Source organism: Cryptosporangium sp. NPDC048952, from assembly GCF_043197895.1.
Taxonomy (GTDB): Bacteria; Actinomycetota; Actinomycetes; order Mycobacteriales; family Cryptosporangiaceae; genus Cryptosporangium.
The window spans coordinates 193,909-212,146 of record NZ_JBICTY010000006.1 but is presented as its reverse complement, the minus strand read 5'-3'; the positions used below and the strand labels follow the sequence as shown (position 1 = coordinate 212,146).

The following is an 18,238-nucleotide window of genomic DNA, read 5'->3' as shown; positions in this document are numbered from 1 at the left end:
GCGGCTTCGTGCCCGCGGTCAACGTCCGGCCGAGATCTGGACCGCGGCGCCCGCTCCGGCCAGATAGCCCGAGGCGACAGCGGCCGCCATGGACGGGGGCACCGCGGTGGCGGCGTCACCGGCGGCGAAAAGGCCCGGAATATTAGTACGGCACATCGCATCGACCTTGATCGCCTCGACACCGAGATTGTCGTCCGACATGGTCACCGTGGCGCCGAGGTCGCGGGCCAGTGGTGAGCGTTGGTGCAGGAAGGCCTTGACCAGTACGGCGGTGACGGCGAGGTCGGCGCCGTCGGTGAAACGCATGGCCTCCAGACTCGTCCCCGCGCCGTCGGCGGCGGCCAGCGGGCGCTCGTCCCACTTGATCCCGCCTGCCGAAAGCTGATCCTTCTGGGCGCCGTCGAGGGCGGCACCGTTGGTGAGCAGGGTGATGTCGTCGGTGTAGCCGCGCAGGTTGAGGGCACCGTGGACGCCGACCGCACCGGTCGCCAAGACGGCCGTGGGCCGGTCGCGATTCTCCCAGCCGTGACAGAACGGGCAGTGGAACACATCGCCGCCCCAGCGCTCGGCCAGTCCGGCCACCGGCGGGATCCGGTAGTCCATCCCGGGCGTGAGCACGACGGTGCGGGCGTGCTCACGACGACCGTCCGCCAGGGTCACTGCGTACGTGCCGTCGTCCTCCCGGACAGCGTGCTCGGCCTCGCCGTCAAAGAGTTCGACCGACGGGTACGCGTCGAGCTCCGCGCGGGCCGCGGCGTAGTACTCCGCAGTCGGGCGCCCGTCGTGTCCGAGCAGACCGCCGATAGTGGGCGCCGTCAGGTTGCTCGGGCGGCCGGCGTCGACGACCAAGGTCGTACGCCGAGCCCGCGCGAGCGTGAGAGCGGCGCTCAGACCGGCCGCGCCACCGCCGATGACAATGCATTCCTTCATGCCGTCCACTGAACCGCGGGCCCGGCCCGGCAGAAATACTGCGACGTCGCCGACCTTTACGCGTAGGTAGCATGGCTCCGATGGACGCGATCAGTAGCGCGATCGCCGCGTTGCGGGTCGGCCGCGGCACGGTGCGACGGTTCCGGCAGTCCGGAGCTTGGGGCCTGAACTACTCGGGGCTGAGCGGCAGCGGCTTCCACGTCGTTCTCCGAGGGACCGGTTGGCTGCTGACCGCGGACGTGCCGCCGGTCGAGCTCGGACCAGGTGACATCGTGCTGATCACGTCAGGCGCCGACCACGCGCTCGCCTCCGAGCCACACCCGCTACGAAATCTGCCGCCGGTCGACCTGGGGCAGGCCGAACCGGATCCCGGTCCGGCCGACTTCGAGTTCCTCTGCGGCGCCTACCGGCTTGCCCCGGGCCGGCACGTGCACCCCTTCCTGGCCGCCCTCCCCGACCCGATCGTGGTCCCGTCGAGCGGGCGGCTCGACTCGGTGATCGGATTACTCGACGAGGAGCAGGCCGTCGGGCTGGTCGTCGACGCCACCCGTCACGCGCTGCTGGATCTGATGCTCGCGCGGGCCTTGCGCCGGTGGCGCGAGACGGCGGATTGGACCGACCCGACCGATCCGGAGATCGCCGCGGCCGTGCGGGCGATCGACACCCGCCCCGAGACCCGCTGGACGGTCCAGGAACTGAGCAGACAGGCGGGCCTGTCCAGGGCCACGTTCACTCGGCGTTTCGCCGCAGCGGTCGGCCGCACCCCGACGGCCTACCTGCTGGCTCACCGGCTCGACCAGGCTGCCCGCCTGCTCGTGGAGACCGACGCGACGCTGTCCACGATCGCACGCCGCACCGGCTATTCCACCGAGTTCGCCCTCGCGGGCGCCTTCCGCCGCGAGTACGGCATCGCCCCGGGCGCCTACCGCCGCGAGCACCGCTGAGCGGGAGGGCGCCGTCGACTGCCGCTGCCACGAAGGACCGTTCTTGTCGTGTGGTGAACGTTCCGGACGGCGAGGACGAGGTGTTCCGCACGAGAGTGGTCGGCTGATCTTTCACTCACTGGGCTGGTCCAGGAGGAACGTTCTGCCTTCCGCGGTGATCACGGCTGGGCCGCGTAGGAAGGCGGACTCCGGGGTGAGAAGCACGGTCAGCGCGCCGCCGGGCACGTCGATTTGCCACTCGCTGTGTGATTCACCCATCGTGCGGGCGGCTGCGACGGCGGCGGCCACGACGCCGGTTCCGCAGGAAGAGGTCTCCCCGATGCCGCGTTCATGCACCCGCACCTGCGCTCGATGGGGGCCGGTCAGCCGGACGAGTTCGACGTTGACGCCATCGGGGAAGCGACCCGGGTCCACGTCCGGGGCGGTGGTCAGGTCGAAATCCTCGACCGGATCGGCCACGACGCACGCCAGGTGCGGATTGCCGACGCTGACGTGCGCACCCTCCATGGTCCGGCCGCTGAGCTGGGCGGTAGAGACTCCGAGTACGGCGGCGGGGCCCATATCCGCAGTGACGTCGCCGTCGGTGTCGAGTTCGACGGTGCGCTGACCGGCGCGGGTGGCGATGTCGAAGCGTCCGGGAGCGGCCAGGCCGTACTGCACGAGGTACCGGGCGAATACTCGCAGGCCGTTGCCGCACATCTCCGGGACGCTGCCGTCGGCGTTGCGGTAATCCATGAACCACTCGGGGCGCCCGCCTCGGACGACGCGCAGGAGGCCGTCGGCGCCGATCCCGGTGCGGCGATGGCAGAGGGCCGAGACCTGGTCCGGGGTCAGATCCAGCCGGTCGTCGGGATCCGGGACGATGACGAAGTCGTTCTCGGTTCCGTGTCCCTTGGCGAACTGCACCCGGCCACCTTAGGGCCCGCGCGGCGAGGCATCTGCACGACGTCGGGCCGCTTCGGCCGTCACCAATTGTGACGCGCGTCGCGGTGTCCGGCCGGCGTGTGGCGCTCGAATCGCCGCGGACGTTGTCCGCCGTGCGTCCGGCCCCAGTGATCGCCACTGGAACACAGTGGGACACAACCGGACACCCCGCCGCGGACGAAGCCAGCGGACACGAAACGGCCCCCGGTCAGCATTTCTGCTGGCCAGGGGCCGTTTTCCCTAGGCGTGGCGGGTGAAGGATTCGAACCTTCGTAGGCTGAGCCGACGGATTTACAGGGCGTCCGCTGGGACGCCGCCGCAGGCCTGTGATCTGCGGAAACGCTAGACTTCCTGGTGTTGCGGATGCGTGGCGTCCGTCGGGCGTCCGTACAGCCACCCGGTAGCCGCGTGGCGGGGTTACCGATCTCGAGCGACCGTATGGGGGCCACGCCCCAAGATTCTTCCCTACTCGTCCTTTCCATTGTGGGCTGTCCTCGGCCAGACTGCACTGATGCGAGTCGCAGGGGGTGACGGCTCGGCTACGACCGGGCCCAGGGTGGTGGTCGCGCAGCCTGGGGACGAGAATGTCGCGGCGGCGATTGAGTTAGGGCGTAAGGCCCGCAAGACGCTGGGCTTCCTCCCTGACGGTGCTTACAAGGACGCTGCCGCAAACCGGACACTACTGGCGGTCCGGCTCCAAGACGACGTCGTCGGGTACGCGTACTTTGGACTGTCTGCTGGGAGGATCAGGCTGAACCACTTATGCGTAGATCCGGCCTTCCGAGGACACGGGATCGCGCGACTGCTGGTCGAGGAGATCAGCAAACGCCACGCCGACTACGCAGGTGTTCTCGCGAAGTGCCGGTACGACTACGGACTCGGGCCCATGTGGATCCGGCTGGGATTTACGCAAGTTGCAGAGAGCCGTGGTCGGAGCGCGGAGGGACATCCCCTCATCACGTGGTGGCGCGATCACGGACACCCTGACCTGTTCAGCCGAGCGGAGGACGACGTCTTCGTCCGCGCGGCGATCGACATGAATGTTCTGCGTGACTTGGCGCAGGCCGACCGAAGCAACACATCCGAGTCGCGTGCCCTGCTGGCCGACCAGGTCGCTGACCGGCTCGGCCTGGTTCGTACGGCAGCTCTCGATGCGGAGATCGACAGCATCGAGGGGTCTCTCAGGGCGGCCTGCATCACTCAGGCGCAGCGGCTGCCGCGGATAAACGCTGAGCCGGCCCAGGCCGACGCAGTCCGCAGTGCTCTCGTCGCGGGAGCGCAACAGACCCAGCCGGGGTACCCGCAGTCGCCACAAGATCGCTTCGATCTCGAGCATCTCACCGAGGCCATCTCCGGGAACGTCAACGTCTTCGTCACCTATGACACGGCTTTGACTCGGACGCTTGGCACGACGGCAACCCACGAATACGGCCTACGCATCATGAGGCCGTCAGATGTGGTCATTCACATCGATGAACTAGCCAGAGCGGAGGCTTACCGCCCGGGAGCGCTCATGGATACGCACTTCCAGCGCCAGCTACTCGGAGTGGGGAGGGACGCAGAACTCGTCGGCCTGCGTAACAACACCGAAGGCGAACGCCCCGGTGACCTTCAACGACGCCTCCGTGCACTCGCGCAGGCGGGCCACGAACGTGTCGGGATCACCGGCCCCGACGGATCGTTGATCGCCGCCTTCGTAGTAGTCAAGGAGGCGTTCGCCCTACAGGTCCCGCTACTTAGGGTGCGATCTCACCCGCTTGCGGATACCTTGGCGCGCCAACTGCTCTTCCTACTCCGATCGGAGGCCCGTCAGGCCTCACTGCCGGTCCTGCAGTTGACGGACCCCCATATTTCCTCGCCGGTAAGACTCGCGGCAGAGACCGATGGGTTCATACACGCCGATGACCATCGTTATGCATTCGTCTTAGACCTTTGTGCCGACGCGGCGGACGTAGAACATGCTGCGGTGCGCGCAGCGGCTGCGGCCAATCTCGCGCCGCCGGTCTCGTTGGTGGCAGGAATGTCCGCGCTGCCTGCCGCGAGCATGGAGCGGGCGTGGTGGCCCGCGAAGTTGAGCGACAGCGACCTGCCGAGTTATCTGATCTCCATACGGCAGGCCTACTCGAGCGACCTGCTCGGCATTCCACCTGGTCTGTTGCCTCGCAGCGACGCGCTGGGGATCAGCCGGGAGCACGTCTACTACCGCGCGCCGACTGGACCATTACTTCGTGCGCCGGCGCGAGTGCTCTGGTACATGAGCGCTGGAGGCAAGACGACGCCGTACGAGCCGGCAGTGATCGCCTGTTCGCAGGTAGATGCGGTGCTTACTGGCGAGGCCGACGACCTTCATAGCCGCTTCCAGCACCTCGGGGTGTGGAATCTCACGCAAGTACACCAAGCTGCCAAGGACGGCCAGGTACAAGCAATACGGTTCACTAACACTGAGATACTGCCCAAACCGATCGTCTTGACCAAGCTTCGGGCGATCGGCGCGGAACTGAACCACCATGTCGTACCCCAGGGCCCGCTACGCATCTCGAACCGCCTGTTCCAGAGGCTCTACGAGGAAGGCCGATGACGTGACGACAAGCCGAGTGCTCCTGCTCTCTCTGCGTCCTCGCTTCGCAAACGCCATCTTGAGCGGCGAGAAGACTGTTGAGGTTCGCCGCCGTCCGATCAACGCGCAGGCAGACTCGCGCGTGATCCTCTACGCGAGCTCGCCGGTCATGGCGGTCGTGGGCACAGCGCGGCTGGCAGGAATCGACGTTTCCGACCCCGACATCGCCTGGCGCCGACACCACGCAGTGCTGGGCCTTGGGCGCGAAGAATTCGACCGCTACCTCGATGGCAGCTCAGCTGCATACATGCTGCAGCTTCGTGACGTTCAGCGACTCGATGAGCCGCTATTGCTGCACAGGCTGCGGGAAGACGCCGCATTCCAGCCGCCGCAGAGTTTTCGTTATGTCGCGCCTTCAGACCCAGCGAGGTTGCGCAGGCTAGCTCGCCTGCAGGAGCAGAACGACGCGCTAGCTCTCTGGTAGCCCACCAGGAGTCGGCATCAGCTCGTAGTGCTGTTCGAGCACATCGAAACGTAGGGCCTCTTGGGGTACCGCCTGACCTGCAGTGATCAGCGCGAATACGGTCTCCTGTACCGAGGCGGGTAACCAGGCCACGAGGCGCCGCGCGTCTACCTCGCTGACCTGCGGGCCCCGACGGGATGGCTGCCTGATCAGAAGCTGCCAGAGAGAGTCGGCTGGCCCTGCAGTGATCCCAGTCTGCCGTGCCACCTCGCAGGCGGTCGCGGCGATCTCTAGCCCGGCGGGATCGAGGTCGCCGAGGTAATCCAGGTGCGAGACGGTGAACGGCAAGTCCTTCAGGGAGCTCAGCGGTGCGGTATTCCGTCCCTGCACCCAAGCAACTGCTCTCCAGCGAGGTTGAGGTTGGGCGCGTAGTACCCGAAGGAGGCTTCGGAAGGTGGCGTGGTTCTCTACACACAACACGGGACCTTGGAGTCCAATCACTGTGGTGGTCGGTTCCCAGGTCAGCGGCGTCGGGGTTCGGTGGCATCGCAGGAGTTCGAGCGTCAGCCTGCCGGGCGACCACAGGGTGACTCCGCCACGCGGTGGGGTGGAATCGAAGGCTTTCTCGTCGCCGAGGAGCTGGTAGGCGCGTTCTGCGGCTTCGACGATGGGAACGTTGCCTCCGTCGGTCTCGCGCAGCCACTGGTTGACCGCCTGCAGCACCTCGCGTTGGGCTCGGGACAGCGGCAGCGTGGCAGCCCAACTCGCGAGTTCGTGCCGCAAAGGAACGGTGATCGGCTGCAGTCGCTCGCCAGATACGGCTGTTCGCGGGAGGTTGATGGTCTTCGGCAGGCTCGTCCGGCCGCGGAGGACCATCGTTCGTGCACTTGACCAGAGTCCGCGCTCCACGCCTGCCTGAACGGTTTTCAACACGAGGCCGGGTAGGTCGGCAGCATCAATGTCGGGCGTGAGGAAGCGGATGGCGTCGGCGACCGCGTCGATCTCATGTCGTCCGCCGCGGCCTTCGGGATCCAGCGCGGGGAGCAGGTCGGCGGGGTCGATGTTCATCCGCCGAGTACAGCGGTGACGTCGCGCTGGATCAGGGTCAAGTCCACGAGCTCTTGGGCACCGTCGCTGAGGACGATGACGTTCTCCTTCGACGAGGGGCGATGACGGCGCGCGAGGGTGATGACCCGGTCGAACATGGACAGGGCGCTCTTGTCCTTCGGGGCGGCGGTGAAGAGCAGCTGGAGGCCTAGTTGGTCGGCGGCGCGGCGCATGGTGCGGATGAACTGGTCGGCGGATGCTTGACCGAAGGGGTTGTCCAGCCAGAGCCAGCCGATCGAGGTGGCGTCGCCGGAGGCCCGCACGCGTGTCATGGTGGCGTAGAGCAGGACGCCGGCGGTGACGCGTTGCCCACCGGAGAAGTTCTTCAGGTCGCCGACGTCGACACGGTCGAGGGACAGGTCGATGTGGGGCTTGAGGATCCTGACACGGAACGGGGCGTCGACCAGGGCGCGGGCGGCGGCGAAGAGGAGCGCCTGCGCGTCGGACTTTGTGGTCTTGCCGCTGAGCAGAGCGTGGACGACGCGTGCGACCCGGTCGACGGCGACCGATTCGTCGGTAGGCAATGGTTCGTGGTCGATGGTGACGAAGTGGCGTTGTGACCAGTCGCCCAGGCCGTCGGGTAGCCGGGACTGGTTCTGGTAGGAACGGAGCCGGTCGATCGCGGTGGCGGCTTGGACGTGCAGCATCTTCGCGCAGGTGCGCACGTTGGCATCGTGGTGATCGAGGTCGTCGCGCAGGGAGGTGGCGCGCTGCTCGAGCTGTTCGGCAAGGCGTTCAGCGTCGGCGGGCAACCTTTCATCAGCGCGGAGCCGGGTGAGCAGGTCAGTGACTCGCACGTCGCCGGCGTCTTCGACGCGGCGAGCGTGCACACCGTTGGCGTGGGCGCGTACCGCACCGGCGGCGGCCTGTTGCGCTTGCTCGCTGGTCGTAACCGCCTTACCGTGCTCCTGGAGTTGACCGGCAATGTCGGTGATGCGGTTGATGAGCTCGTCGGGATCGGACCAGCGGCGACCGCTCAGGCTCTCGTCGCGTTGGCTGCGCAGCTGTTTGACCGAGGCGTCGACCAGCCGCAGGGCGATGTCGAGTTTCTGTGTCTTCTCCCGTTCTTGGCTTTCTCGTCCGGTAGCGATGCGCTGCGCTTCCAACTGTTCGCTGGCGAGCTCATCAAGGCGTGCGGCGTATCTGTCGGCGTCGTCGGGATCGGTCACGGAGAACGCGGCGGGCACACCATCGGCGTCCGGTGAAGACCGGTCCGCTGCGTCCATTTTCTGGCTGCGGAAGGTCGCGGTTGCTTGGTCGGCGGCGGCGCGTGCCCGGGCGTACTCCTCGCGGGCTCGTGCCTCGTCCTCATCGGCAGCCTTGACCGCCGCGGTGAGCGCGACAGCATGACGGGCGGCGTCGGTCTCGGAGAGCTCTTCGGCGAGTCGCCGGCGCGCAGGGTCCGCATCCAGAATCGCGTCGAGATCCGACAGCCGCTGGCGGGTCTCGATGATGCTGTCCTGTAGCTCGGGATCGACCGCCGCAGCAGTGAGTGCCTCTACGACACTGTCCCAACGCGCTCGGAGGACGTCCTCGTCCTCGACCGGAACAGGGCCAGCGGCGTTAGGAGAGAGTCTACTGCTTCGGAGAGCTTCCGCGGCGTTCTCCAGCTTGCGAGTCCGGGCGGCTACCTCGAGAGAAGTAGCGGTCACCGCGGCGACGAGTCGTGGGCGGTCGCCATTGAGTGTGTCCACCCGGCGTCGGGCCTCTGCCCGCGCACCCCGAAGACCAGGAAGTTCTTGACGGGTGCGAGTCCGGGTGGTGTGGGCCGCGATAACCGGTACGAGAAGGGGACGCTTGTCGGCGGCCTCGTCAAGGAGGGCTTGCGCGGCGTCTCGCTCGTTCTCGTGCTCGCGCTGCAACCGCGCAAGATCGACTAGCAGAGCAGTGGCGTTCGCCTCGGCGGTCTCGGCCTCGGCTCGCCGACTGTTGGCGGTCTCCAGTTGCTGGGCGTAGCCGGGCCGGGGGTCGTCTGGTAGCTCCGTCCAGAGGCGGTTGAGGGAGGCGAGGGTCTCTCGGATGCTGACGGCCTGTGATTGCGCGGTGTCCAGTAGGTCGGTGGCGTCGGCGAGTTGCTGATCGGCTGCGGCGAGCATGCGGCTCGCGGAGTCCCGGTCGTACATACCTGAGGGCGGTAGGAGGACCTGGGCGCGAGTGCCCTCGGCAGCGAGGGAGTCCCTCGCGGCTGTGCTGTCATGGACAGCGCCCACCCAGAGAGCGCTGTCGATGGCGAGGTCACCGATAGCGGCGACGGCGTCGTCGACCAGATCGGGGTGGGCGACGACCACCCCGGAGACGATGTCGGGTCGGGCGAGGGCAAACTCTGCGGCGGCCTGCGGAGTCATGGTGTCGGCCAGCCAGCGCCAGCCGGGCCAAGCGGGTATCTCGAGGTCGGCGTTCTCGCGGCAGCGCCGGGCTGCCTCCTCCACTGCGGTTGGGGCGGGCAGCAGCCCGTCGGCCCCGATGGACGAGCGAATTCGCTTCGCCGCAGCGATTTGCGAGCGGGCTTGGTCGGCGTTGCTGTCGGCCGATGCTGCGTGTGTCTTCAGCGCGTCGGCCAGGCTGTGACGCTGCTGCCAGAGATCAATGGCTGCGTTGCCGCCCAGGGCGTCAATGACGTACCGGTTTTGAGCGAGCGACTCCGTGCGGTCGTCGGCCTCCCGCAGCAGTCCCGCTACTCGATTCGCGTCCTCGCGTGCGGTTGCCGCCTTTCGACGCGCGTCGGATTCCGCTTTCTGGGCGGCGATGGTCCGTAAGTTGAGTCCGCGCAGAGCTCCGATTGCGGTCTGTCGTGCGGCCCGCGAGTCTGTGATGACCTGTTTGATTGCTTCGTCAACGGCGGTCGGGTCGTCGTCCTCGTCGATAAGACCGCTCTCGATGGCTGCGATGAGTACCTGTTCGGCTTCTGCCGATTCCGCCTCGGCGCGTTGGGTCTTCGCCTCGGTAGTGGCGCGTTCGCCGAGGGCGCTGGCCAGTTCCTCGTCGGCTTTCGTCAGTGCCTTTTCGGCGGCAGCCTGCTCGCGCTTACCTGCAGCCAGGTGGGCGCTGGCCTGCTCACGTCGCTCAGTGAGGAGACGCGCCAACGCGTTGCGGTGCTGCTGCTCTGCGCGTTGGAGGTCGGCGGTTTCTCTTTCGGCCGCTGCCAGGCGTTCGGTGAGGCCAGCAAGCTGGCTGGTAGCCACGCGAGCGGCCAGGACGTTGGCCACGAGCCGCCACGCGGCGAGTTTCTCGGACGCCGCGTCCCTCACGTGAAGCAGTTCCCCGGCGACTGCCTCGGCTTCGTCGGCGCGAAGATGGACAGCGCGGTGCTGCATGCGCAGCCGATGCGCCTGGGCTCGCCGCAGCAAGGCTCCAGCGTCCTTGCGACGCTGCTCGTAGTACTCCAGCTGTTCGGTGGCTGTTGCGTGGTCCTGCCGTAGACCGGCGATCGTGGCATCAGCGTCCGCCACGATCGCGCCGGCGTTAGCCTCGGTCGCGCTCAGAGCACGCCGTCGGGCGGTGACGTCCTCGTAGGCCACCGCAAGGCCCAGCATCGGGTGGATGAGCCGCTGCCAGAGTTCGAGCTCGTCGGTCCAGCGCGGACGCGCAGCGGCGTTGGTCCGCAGTACGTCGATGCTCTTACCGATCTGATCGACGGTGGACGTCGGCGTGATGGCACCGATGAGCCAGGCGGCGAACGCGTCTGAGTCTCGGAAGCGCATCACACGGTCGACGCCGCCTTCAGAGGCATTCATGACGGTCTGGAAGCGGACCTGCTCAAGGTCGACTCCTGCAGCGATCAACCAGTTTCGCCAACCCTTATGGCTCTTCTCGGCCTTGTGCGGTGGCAGTGCCCCACCGCTGGGCATGACCCCTCGCAGTGTGTCGAGAAACTGGATGCTGGTCGCCCAGCGTGCGGTTGGCGCGCGGAAATGCAGGTCGTCGATCGTCGGACCGTCTTCGCCGGTGACCCAGCCGTAATAGAGGCGTTCGAGCCGCGATGGGTTATCCAGGTCCTGCGTTCCATCAGCCCACGCCGCCATGAGACCGACGACGATGCGTTGTACCTCGCCGTTGGCCACCCGGGTGGCCTGCTCGACGACATGGCACACCTCGTTCGACCGGACGAGCTTGGCCAGCGATCGATCGGAGTCGCCGCGGATGAAGTCGCGCGTATCGGGGAGGTAGAGCGCGAAGCGGAGCGCGGTGATGGTGGTCTTGCCCGTCCCGTTGTCCGCCCAGAGCGCCGCGTGCCCGGTGGGTTCCATCGGCTCGGACCAGTTGATGTCGAGGCCTTCAAGCCGGGATTCGTTGAAGCCGGCACCGGCGAAGTAGGTGCGTTCGAGTCGCCATCCGGTCTGCATGAGCGGGTTCCTCGCTGACGTCAGTTGGCGGCGTGGCCGTTGTGGAGTTGCTCGGCGATGCCGGAGCCGGTGATGGTCTGCCAGACCAGCGGGCCGCCGCCGGCCGCGACATGAGCGCGGAAGCGGTCGGTGGACCGCCAGACCCGGATGCCAGACCTCGGCGAGGGAACAGAGCGGTCCTCGATGAGCAGCCCGAAGAAAGCGAGCAGGGTGAGAGCCTCCTCGCACATCCTCAGCGTGCAGTCGCGTTTGAGCTGACCGGTGGCCGTCAGCTCGATCTGCTTACGGCGTTCGATGTACTCACGTCGTGCATCACTGAGCGCATCGTCGGACTCGGCTTCCCCACGCTCGATGGCGTCTGCGTGCTCGCGGATTAGCCGGTCGACATCGATAGCTGTGATCCGGCGGGTGCCTGGCTCGCGGACGGCTCGCGCGGTGGGGTAACACCAAGCGGCTGCGCCGCCGAGCGCCAACCCGTACACCAATCGGTCCGGGACCCCACGGATACGCAGCCACGCGCTGGTGTCTTTGACCCCGAGCGGAGAGTCGGGCTCGACGCTGAGCACCAGCCCGACGGTGCGATCAGCCGCGAGAACGCGGGCACCTAACGCGGTGATCGTCTCATCGAACGCGCCCCGCAGTTCCGGGTCGGAGTGATAGCGGTCTAGCAAGCGGCCGTAGACCTCGAAACGGCTGGGCGTCGCGGTGTGGTCGAGGGCGTAGCGCAGCAGCAGCCTGACGTCGCGCGCATCATCACGGACGGACATTCTGCGGTCCCTTCCGCTGGATCAGCAGATCAGGTACGTCCAAGTCGGGGTAACGGGCGCGCACGCCGTCGTCGATCGCCCACCAGTCGCTGTGCAGATCAGGATGGCCGTCCGGTCGCCAGAGCATCATGGCGTCGAGCGCCAGCAGCAGCCGTAACCGCCGACGCGCCGTTTCGTGCGATCCGGCGAGCGTGGCGAGTTCGACCACCAGCGGCAGATCCGGCTGGACAAAGAGCTCGTTCACGTCGGCGAGTAAGTCCGACAGCCGCGCCTTGGCCCCCGGCGCGATGCGGCGCTTGCGTAGGACGTCGGCGACGTTGTGGAACTGTTCCGGGAACTGCTCGTAGACGCCGTCCTGGTCTTCCAGTTCTTCGGCAGAGATGGGCGCGCCGTCGTCCTGACGAGGGGCTCGTGGCGCGGCGACCAGGCGGTCGGCGAGTCCGGTGAAATCGAGCAGCACGGCGGACGCGGGCGGCCCTAAACCGGCCGCGCTCATGGGCAATTCGATTCCGGTGAGAAGTGCGGTCAGGACATCTTTGGTGGGGTCGATGTCGCCGGCCGGAACCGCGGTGAAAGCTTGTGCGGCTTGAGCGTCTCGCCAGCGGGGCGCCGCACTGATCACATCCGTCTGCAGCTCAGCCAGCGTCTCTACCGCGTCACCCAGTCGGGACGTCGCACGAGTCAGCTGCCGGACCGCCACCGGATCCTGATCTTCGGAGGCGTCGGCCCGTAGCTTCTCCAGGTGCCGCAGAAACGTACCGTCGATCCGGATACGTCGGTCGACGTGCGCGGCCGCCGCTACCAGCTCGGGACGCAAAGTGTGCAGGTAGTCGACGCGGGTGACATCCCGCTCGGCTTCGACGATCATCCGCCGGACGTTGGTCGCGTACGCGCGTGACAACGTCAGAGCATCATCGGCGGACTCGATCGCGGCATCGAGGCGACCACTGTCGGCCTGCGCTTGCATTACGGCGATGACCGCCTCGTGCTCGTCCTCCAGCGTGCGGTTCGTGGCGATCAGCAGCAGGGCGACAGCGGTGTTATCCACGTTGACGTGAACGGTCGTACCGTCAGCTCCTAACGTCTCGAACAGCAGCCGGACCGGAAGCGTCTCCGTTTTCCACGACGCGTCGGGGTCCGCGTAATCGACGAGAAAGTACGGGCTGGGCTCGCCGTGCCGTAGGAGATGGTCCAAGACCCTCACCGCGACGTGTGCGTGCTCGTCGTCCGGCCGATCCGGTGCCATGGCAGCCGCGTTGCGCTGCATCTCAGCTAACACCAGATCGCGCGGGACCCCCAGGTTTCCGTCCAGTCCTGAGGAGAGAGCAACGACATCCACGGTGGTTTGGATAAGGGCGATCACGTCGTAGACAGCCCAAGCCACCGCGGAGGGGTTTCGGGCCCGACCCAAATGCAGGTCGAAGATCGGCGTCAGGTGGGCCAGCGTGCGCCGCCGCCGTCCAGCCGACCCGACCAGCGGTGGGATACCGGTACCCCTCACTTGCCCCCCTCGCGCACAGATGCTGTGAGCTGCGGGATATGCCGACGAATCGCACTGAAATGCCGACCCCCGGTCGCCGGATAAACCGCGCTATCACTGTAGGTCAGGGGTACGACACAAAGAGGCGTCGTACGCGAGCAGGGGTAGATAGACGGTGATCTGATGGCCATCCGCCGTGCCTGCCTCTCGAGACTTGCCCGGCGGATGGCCGTCCTGCAGTGCTGCTAGTGGCGTCGCCGGTCTGTCTGAGACTCGCGGCCGGTGCGTCGGCGGGTGCGGATAGAAGTCGTCACACGGGACTGGACGTCCGGCCGGCAGCGGAGCCGGTTGCGGTCGTTCACTCGCAGGTTCGCGCCGAGGAGCAGCTCTGCGGCGGCGTCGGCGGCCGCGAACTGAGCGTCGGGCAGGACCGTCGTGTAGGTGTCGGCGGTCAGGGCGATGCTGGCGTGCCCGAGCTGGTCCTGGATGGTCTTCAGGTCAGCCCCGGCGGCGTGGGCGATGGTCGCGGCGCCGTGCCGGAGGTCGTGGAGGCGGACTGGTGGGAGTCCGGTGTCGGCGACAAGGTCGGCGAACCGGTGGCTGACATAGGTCGGCGCGAGTGGTTGGCCGTCGCGGCGGGTGAAGACGTAGCCGGTGTCCTGCCAGGTATCGCCGAGGGTGAACCGGTCGGTGTACTGCCGCGAGCGGTGCGCGCGCAGCGTCCGCACGGTGGTGTGGTCGAGCGCGACCGAGCGCCGGCTGGCTTTGCTTTTCGGAGGCCCGACGACGATTTGCCCGCCGGCTTCGGTGCGTTGCTGGGTGATGTGGATCTGGGCGTTGCCGAGGTCGACGTCGCACCAGCGCAGCCCGATGCCTTCGCCGCGGCGCAGGCCGCGGAGGGCGTAGAGGTGCCACAGCGCGTACAGCCGGTCGGTCTTGACCTCGTGCAGGAACGCAGCGAGCTGGTCGGCAGTCCAGACCATGACCTTCTCGCAGGTGCCGTCACGCCGCCATGCCGCCACCCGCGCCGGGGTCCACAGCGTGGGGTGCGGCCGGTCCGCGGGCGGCAGCTCAACCAGCCGCGCCGGGCTGTCGGGGATGGCACCGTAGCGGACGGCGCTCTTGAGCGCGGCACGCAGCGTGGCGTGGATGCGCTGGATCGTCGCGGCGCTCAGCGGTTGCCCGTAGCGGTTGCGGCGCCGCCGGAAACCGGCGTAGGCGGTGGCGATGTCGGTGGTCGTCAGCTGACGCAGCGGGATACGGCCGAGCGCGGGGATGAGGAAGTCGTCGCAGTGCTGGGTGTAGCTGCGCAGCGTGCTGGGCCGGATCGACGCGCGGGTGGTCAGCCAGTGCCGCAGCCACGTCCCGGTCGTCCATCGCGTCGCGTCGGGGTGCGCTGATGGCAGGCGGAGCTGGGACATCGCGAGACGGGCTGCGCGTTCGGACGGAAATCCGCCGCGGCGAATCTGCCGGCGGACGCCGTTCGCGTCGAGGGCGCGGCAGTCGAACTGCCAGCTGCCGTGACCCCGTCGCGCCAAGCGCAGGCAGTAGCGGTTACGGCTACGCCCGCCGCAGGCACAAGCTTCGAACACCACACCCTGACCTGCCATGAGTGTCCCCCTGATGGTTCAACGGACCAGACGCGGCGTCTGACCGGAGGGAACTTCGGCGGCTATCCGCTGGTCTCAGATGAATCCTGTGTACGCATTCCTCTGCGGACTGTCAGGGGGCGAGGGTGCCGCCTGTCGGCAGTGCCGCTGACCTGAGGCGATGAACTCGCGTGTATTTACCCCACGTCGGATCGGAATGGGGGCGCGGGCCGCGCACAGCACACCCGGCACCGGGCTCATGGGCCCCGGATCGGGCGGGACGGGCATAGGTCCCGTCCGTTCCCGGCTCGAAATCTGCAACTGCGGAGCCGCAGCTTCCTTCCAGAGAGGCCGCCCTTGACCCGTCGTTCGTCGGGTGCGGTAGCGCCTCGAGCTGTGTTATGCGTGCTCAAGTCGTGGCCGGCCGACGGTGGTGCCCCGCCGCTGCCGGATCCCGGTGCCGCGCCCGGCGCAGACGCAGGCCGAGCATCATCAGCGTGATACCGAACGCGATGGCAGCGATGCCGATCAGCACGACCAAGGTCAGAACTCCGGCGGTCGGCCAGACGACCAGCAGGACGCCGAACAGCACGGACAACGCGCCGCTCAGCGCAAGTAGCCACTCGCGTCGCATCTCCTCGCGGAGTTGGAACGCGGCGACGATCTCGAGCAGGCCGGTCACCATGGCCCAGAGGGCGATCACCCAGAGCAAGGCGAGCGCGGTGATCCCGGGCCAGACGACCGCGATGATGCCGGCCAAGACACCGGCGATACCGCGGGCCACGAGCCAGGTACGGCGGCCACGTGTGCGGCGCCCGGCCCGGTCGCCGAATGCGGTGATCAGGGTGAACGCGCCGTCCACCAAGGCGTAGGCGCCGAAGACGATGACCAGCGCGAAGACGGTGATCCCGGGCCAGACGAGCGCAAGCACACCGAACACGACTGCGGCGACGCCACGGAGCGCCACCGCCCACCAGCGACGGCTGAGTGTCTCCAACATAAAGGTTCCTTTCCGGACGTCACGGGTTGGACCGCTCCCGATCGATGGCCGGTCCGAACTTGGCCAGGTGGTCGTGAATGAGGCGGACGGCCATGGAACCCTCGCCGACCGCGGACGCGACCCGCTTGATGGAGCCGCTGCGGACGTCGCCCACCGCGAGGACGCCGGGGCGGCTGGTCTCGAGCATCACCGGCTGCGGTGCGTCGGTGCGCACCTGCGGACCGGTCAGGACGTAACCGCGCTGGTCCAGGGCGACGCTGGACGCCAGCCAGTCGGTGCACGGCTGCGCCCCGATGAAGGTGAACAACACCGTCGTCGGGATCTCCTGCCGCTCACCGGTTCTGGTGTCGTGCACGCCGAGCGCCTGGAGCTGCCCGTCGTCGCCGATCAGGTCGGTGATCTCGGTGTGGCGCAGCACCCCGACGTTGGGCAGTCGCTCGATCTGGTCCACCAGGTACCGGGACATGTCGCGGCTCAGATCGTCGTGCAGGATGATCAGCCGTACCTGCGCGGCGTGCCGGGCCAGGAACACCGTGGCCTGGCCGGCCGAGTTGCCGCCGCCGACGATCGATACCGGCTGTCGCTCGCAGAAAATCGCCTCCATGAAGGTGGCGGCGTAGTACACGCTGGTGCCCTCGAATTCCGCCAGGCGGGGCACGTCGAGTTTCCGGTACCGCGCGCCGGTGGCGATCACCACGGTGCGGGTGCGCAGCTGGGTTCCGTCATCGAGGTGCACGACCTGATCACTGTCGTGCCATCGGAGCCGTACCGCCTTGACCGGAACGCTGAGGTCGGCGCCGAACTTCTTCGCCTGCACCACAGCGCGGTCGGCCAGTTCGGCCCCCGAGATGCCGGCCGGAAATCCGAGATAATTCTCGATCCGGGAGGAGGTAGCGGCCTGGCCCCCCGTCGCCACCGCGTCGAGGACGATCGTCGAGAGTCCCTCGGACGCGCCGTACACGGCGGCGGCGAGGCCGGCCGGCCCCGCACCGACCACGACGACGTCGCACCTCACCTCGTCCGGGCCGGAACGTCGCAGGCCGGCGACGCGGGCTAGCTCCGCGTTCGAGGGGTTGCGCCACACCTTGTCCCGCCAGATCACCACCGGTGTGTCGTTCGGGCCGATGGACAGCCGACGCAACAGCTCCTCGGCGCCCGGGTCCTCCTCGAGGTCGATCCAGGTGTGCGGCACCCGGTTGCGCGCGGCGAGTTCGCGCAGGCGGCGAGTGTCCGGGCTGAACCGCGAACCGACGATCTTGATGCCGGTGATGCCGCCGATCAGCAGTTCCCGGCGGCTGAGGAAGCTGCGCAGGATCAGGTCTCCGAGGTCGGGCTCCTCCTGAACCAGGGCGTGCAACCTGCGCACGGGCACCGCCAGAATCCGGCAGGGTTCCTGCGCGACCATCGAGACGAAGGACGGCTGACCGGTGAGCAGGCCGAGTTCGTCGAGAAACCGGCGCGGACCGTGCACCCGGACGGACCGAGCTTTCGGGGCGCCGTATCCCTCGATCACCGCGACCTTGCCGGACAGTACGACGAGGAAGTCGCGGTCCCGCTGGCCTTCGGCGACCAGCACGTCGCCGCGCCGGACAGGCCGTTCCTCACCGTTCCGGCTCAGCAGTTCGAGCTGCTCGTCGGACAGGCGGGGATAGGCTCCGCCGATGTCGGGTGTCTCGGCGAGCAGGTCCGTGTCCGGGTTCATGTTGCGCTCCGCAGAGCCTCGTCCAACCAGCCGCGCAGTGCTGCTGCGGGAGCGGCGCCGGCGCGTCGGGCCACCACCGTGGCGCTCCGCATCACGATCAGGGTGGGGACGGCTTGCACCGCGAGCCGCTCCGACACTCGTGGCGCCTTGTCCACGTCGACCTTGACGAGCTTGACCCGACCGGCCAGGTCGCGGGCCACCTGCTCCAAGGCGGGGCTGACCTGGCGGCACGGGCCGCACCAGGGCGCCCACATGTCCAGCAGGATCGGGATGTCCGCCCGCTCGGCCACGTCGAGGAAGTCGTCGTCGCCGGCCTCGGCCATCCAGGGCAGCGGCTGAGCGCAGTGGCCGCACCGCGGAACACCCTCGGCCACCGCGGGGACCCGGTTCTTGCGCCCGCAGTTCGGGCACGCGATCACGCGGGAGTCCACG

13 protein-coding genes are annotated in these 18,238 nt (G+C 67.9%); 3 read left to right on the top strand and 10 right to left on the bottom strand.

Annotated elements, in window-relative coordinates; translation table 11 throughout:
* Nucleotides 1–18 precede the first annotated feature (18 nt).
* The gene (locus ACGFY5_RS31295) at nt 19–930 is read right to left on the bottom strand and encodes an NAD(P)/FAD-dependent oxidoreductase (protein ID WP_392725418.1); all 912 of its coding nucleotides are present in this window, start codon (nt 928–930) and stop codon (nt 19–21) included.
* Between the two features lie 80 nt (nt 931–1,010).
* Between ACGFY5_RS31295 and ACGFY5_RS31290 the strand changes: the two genes are divergently transcribed.
* Nucleotides 1,011–1,874 carry a cupin domain-containing protein gene (locus tag ACGFY5_RS31290; protein WP_392725415.1) on the top strand — a complete coding sequence of 288 codons (864 nt, stop codon included), beginning with the start codon at nt 1,011–1,013 and terminating at the stop codon, nt 1,872–1,874.
* Nucleotides 1,875–1,985: 111 nt separating this feature from the next.
* Here the strand turns inward: ACGFY5_RS31290 and dapF are convergent, their stop codons facing one another.
* Nucleotides 1,986–2,780 (bottom strand): diaminopimelate epimerase, encoded by a 795-nt coding sequence (dapF, locus tag ACGFY5_RS31285; RefSeq protein ID WP_392725413.1) that lies wholly within the window; start codon nt 2,778–2,780, stop codon nt 1,986–1,988.
* A gap of 574 nt (nt 2,781–3,354) precedes the next feature.
* On the opposite strand from dapF, the gene ACGFY5_RS31280 reads away from it, so the two are divergent.
* The gene (locus ACGFY5_RS31280) at nt 3,355–5,376 is read left to right on the top strand and encodes a GNAT family N-acetyltransferase (protein ID WP_392725410.1); all 2,022 of its coding nucleotides are present in this window, start codon (nt 3,355–3,357) and stop codon (nt 5,374–5,376) included.
* A gap of 16 nt (nt 5,377–5,392) precedes the next feature.
* Nucleotides 5,393–5,839, top strand: coding sequence for a hypothetical protein (locus ACGFY5_RS31275; protein WP_392725408.1), 447 nt, complete (start codon nt 5,393–5,395; stop codon nt 5,837–5,839).
* Here ACGFY5_RS31275 and ACGFY5_RS31270 read toward each other — a convergent pair.
* The 8 genes from ACGFY5_RS31270 to ACGFY5_RS31235 form a co-directional block, all read right to left on the bottom strand.
* Complete coding sequence (locus ACGFY5_RS31270; protein WP_392725405.1) at nt 5,825–6,886, bottom strand: hypothetical protein; 1,062 nt, start codon at nt 6,884–6,886, stop codon at nt 5,825–5,827. The two genes, ACGFY5_RS31275 and ACGFY5_RS31270, sit on opposite strands and share 15 nt — an antisense overlap.
* Nucleotides 6,883–11,268, bottom strand: coding sequence for a hypothetical protein (locus ACGFY5_RS31265; RefSeq protein WP_392725403.1), 4,386 nt, complete (start codon nt 11,266–11,268; stop codon nt 6,883–6,885). The genes ACGFY5_RS31270 and ACGFY5_RS31265 overlap by 4 nt, the downstream gene beginning before the upstream one ends.
* A 20-nt stretch (nt 11,269–11,288) precedes the next feature.
* The gene (locus ACGFY5_RS31260; protein ID WP_392725401.1) at nt 11,289–12,035 is read right to left on the bottom strand and encodes a hypothetical protein; all 747 of its coding nucleotides are present in this window, start codon (nt 12,033–12,035) and stop codon (nt 11,289–11,291) included.
* Nucleotides 12,022–13,419, bottom strand: coding sequence for a hypothetical protein (locus ACGFY5_RS31255; protein WP_392725399.1), 1,398 nt, complete (start codon nt 13,417–13,419; stop codon nt 12,022–12,024). The genes ACGFY5_RS31260 and ACGFY5_RS31255 overlap by 14 nt, the downstream gene beginning before the upstream one ends.
* 341 nt (nt 13,420–13,760) lie before the next feature.
* Nucleotides 13,761–14,936 (bottom strand): tyrosine-type recombinase/integrase, encoded by a 1,176-nt coding sequence (locus ACGFY5_RS31250; RefSeq protein ID WP_392725396.1) that lies wholly within the window; start codon nt 14,934–14,936, stop codon nt 13,761–13,763.
* A 577-nt stretch (nt 14,937–15,513) separates the two neighbouring features.
* Nucleotides 15,514–16,104, bottom strand: coding sequence for an HdeD family acid-resistance protein (locus tag ACGFY5_RS31245; protein ID WP_392725394.1), 591 nt, complete (start codon nt 16,102–16,104; stop codon nt 15,514–15,516).
* A gap of 19 nt (nt 16,105–16,123) precedes the next feature.
* Nucleotides 16,124–17,806 (bottom strand): FAD-dependent oxidoreductase, encoded by a 1,683-nt coding sequence (locus tag ACGFY5_RS31240; protein ID WP_392725391.1) that lies wholly within the window; start codon nt 17,804–17,806, stop codon nt 16,124–16,126.
* Nucleotides 17,803–18,237: a thioredoxin family protein gene (locus ACGFY5_RS31235; RefSeq protein WP_392725388.1), complete on the bottom strand. Its 435-nt coding sequence runs from the start codon at nt 18,235–18,237 to the stop codon at nt 17,803–17,805. The genes ACGFY5_RS31240 and ACGFY5_RS31235 overlap by 4 nt, the downstream gene beginning before the upstream one ends.
* Nucleotide 18,238: the final 1 nt, after the last annotated feature.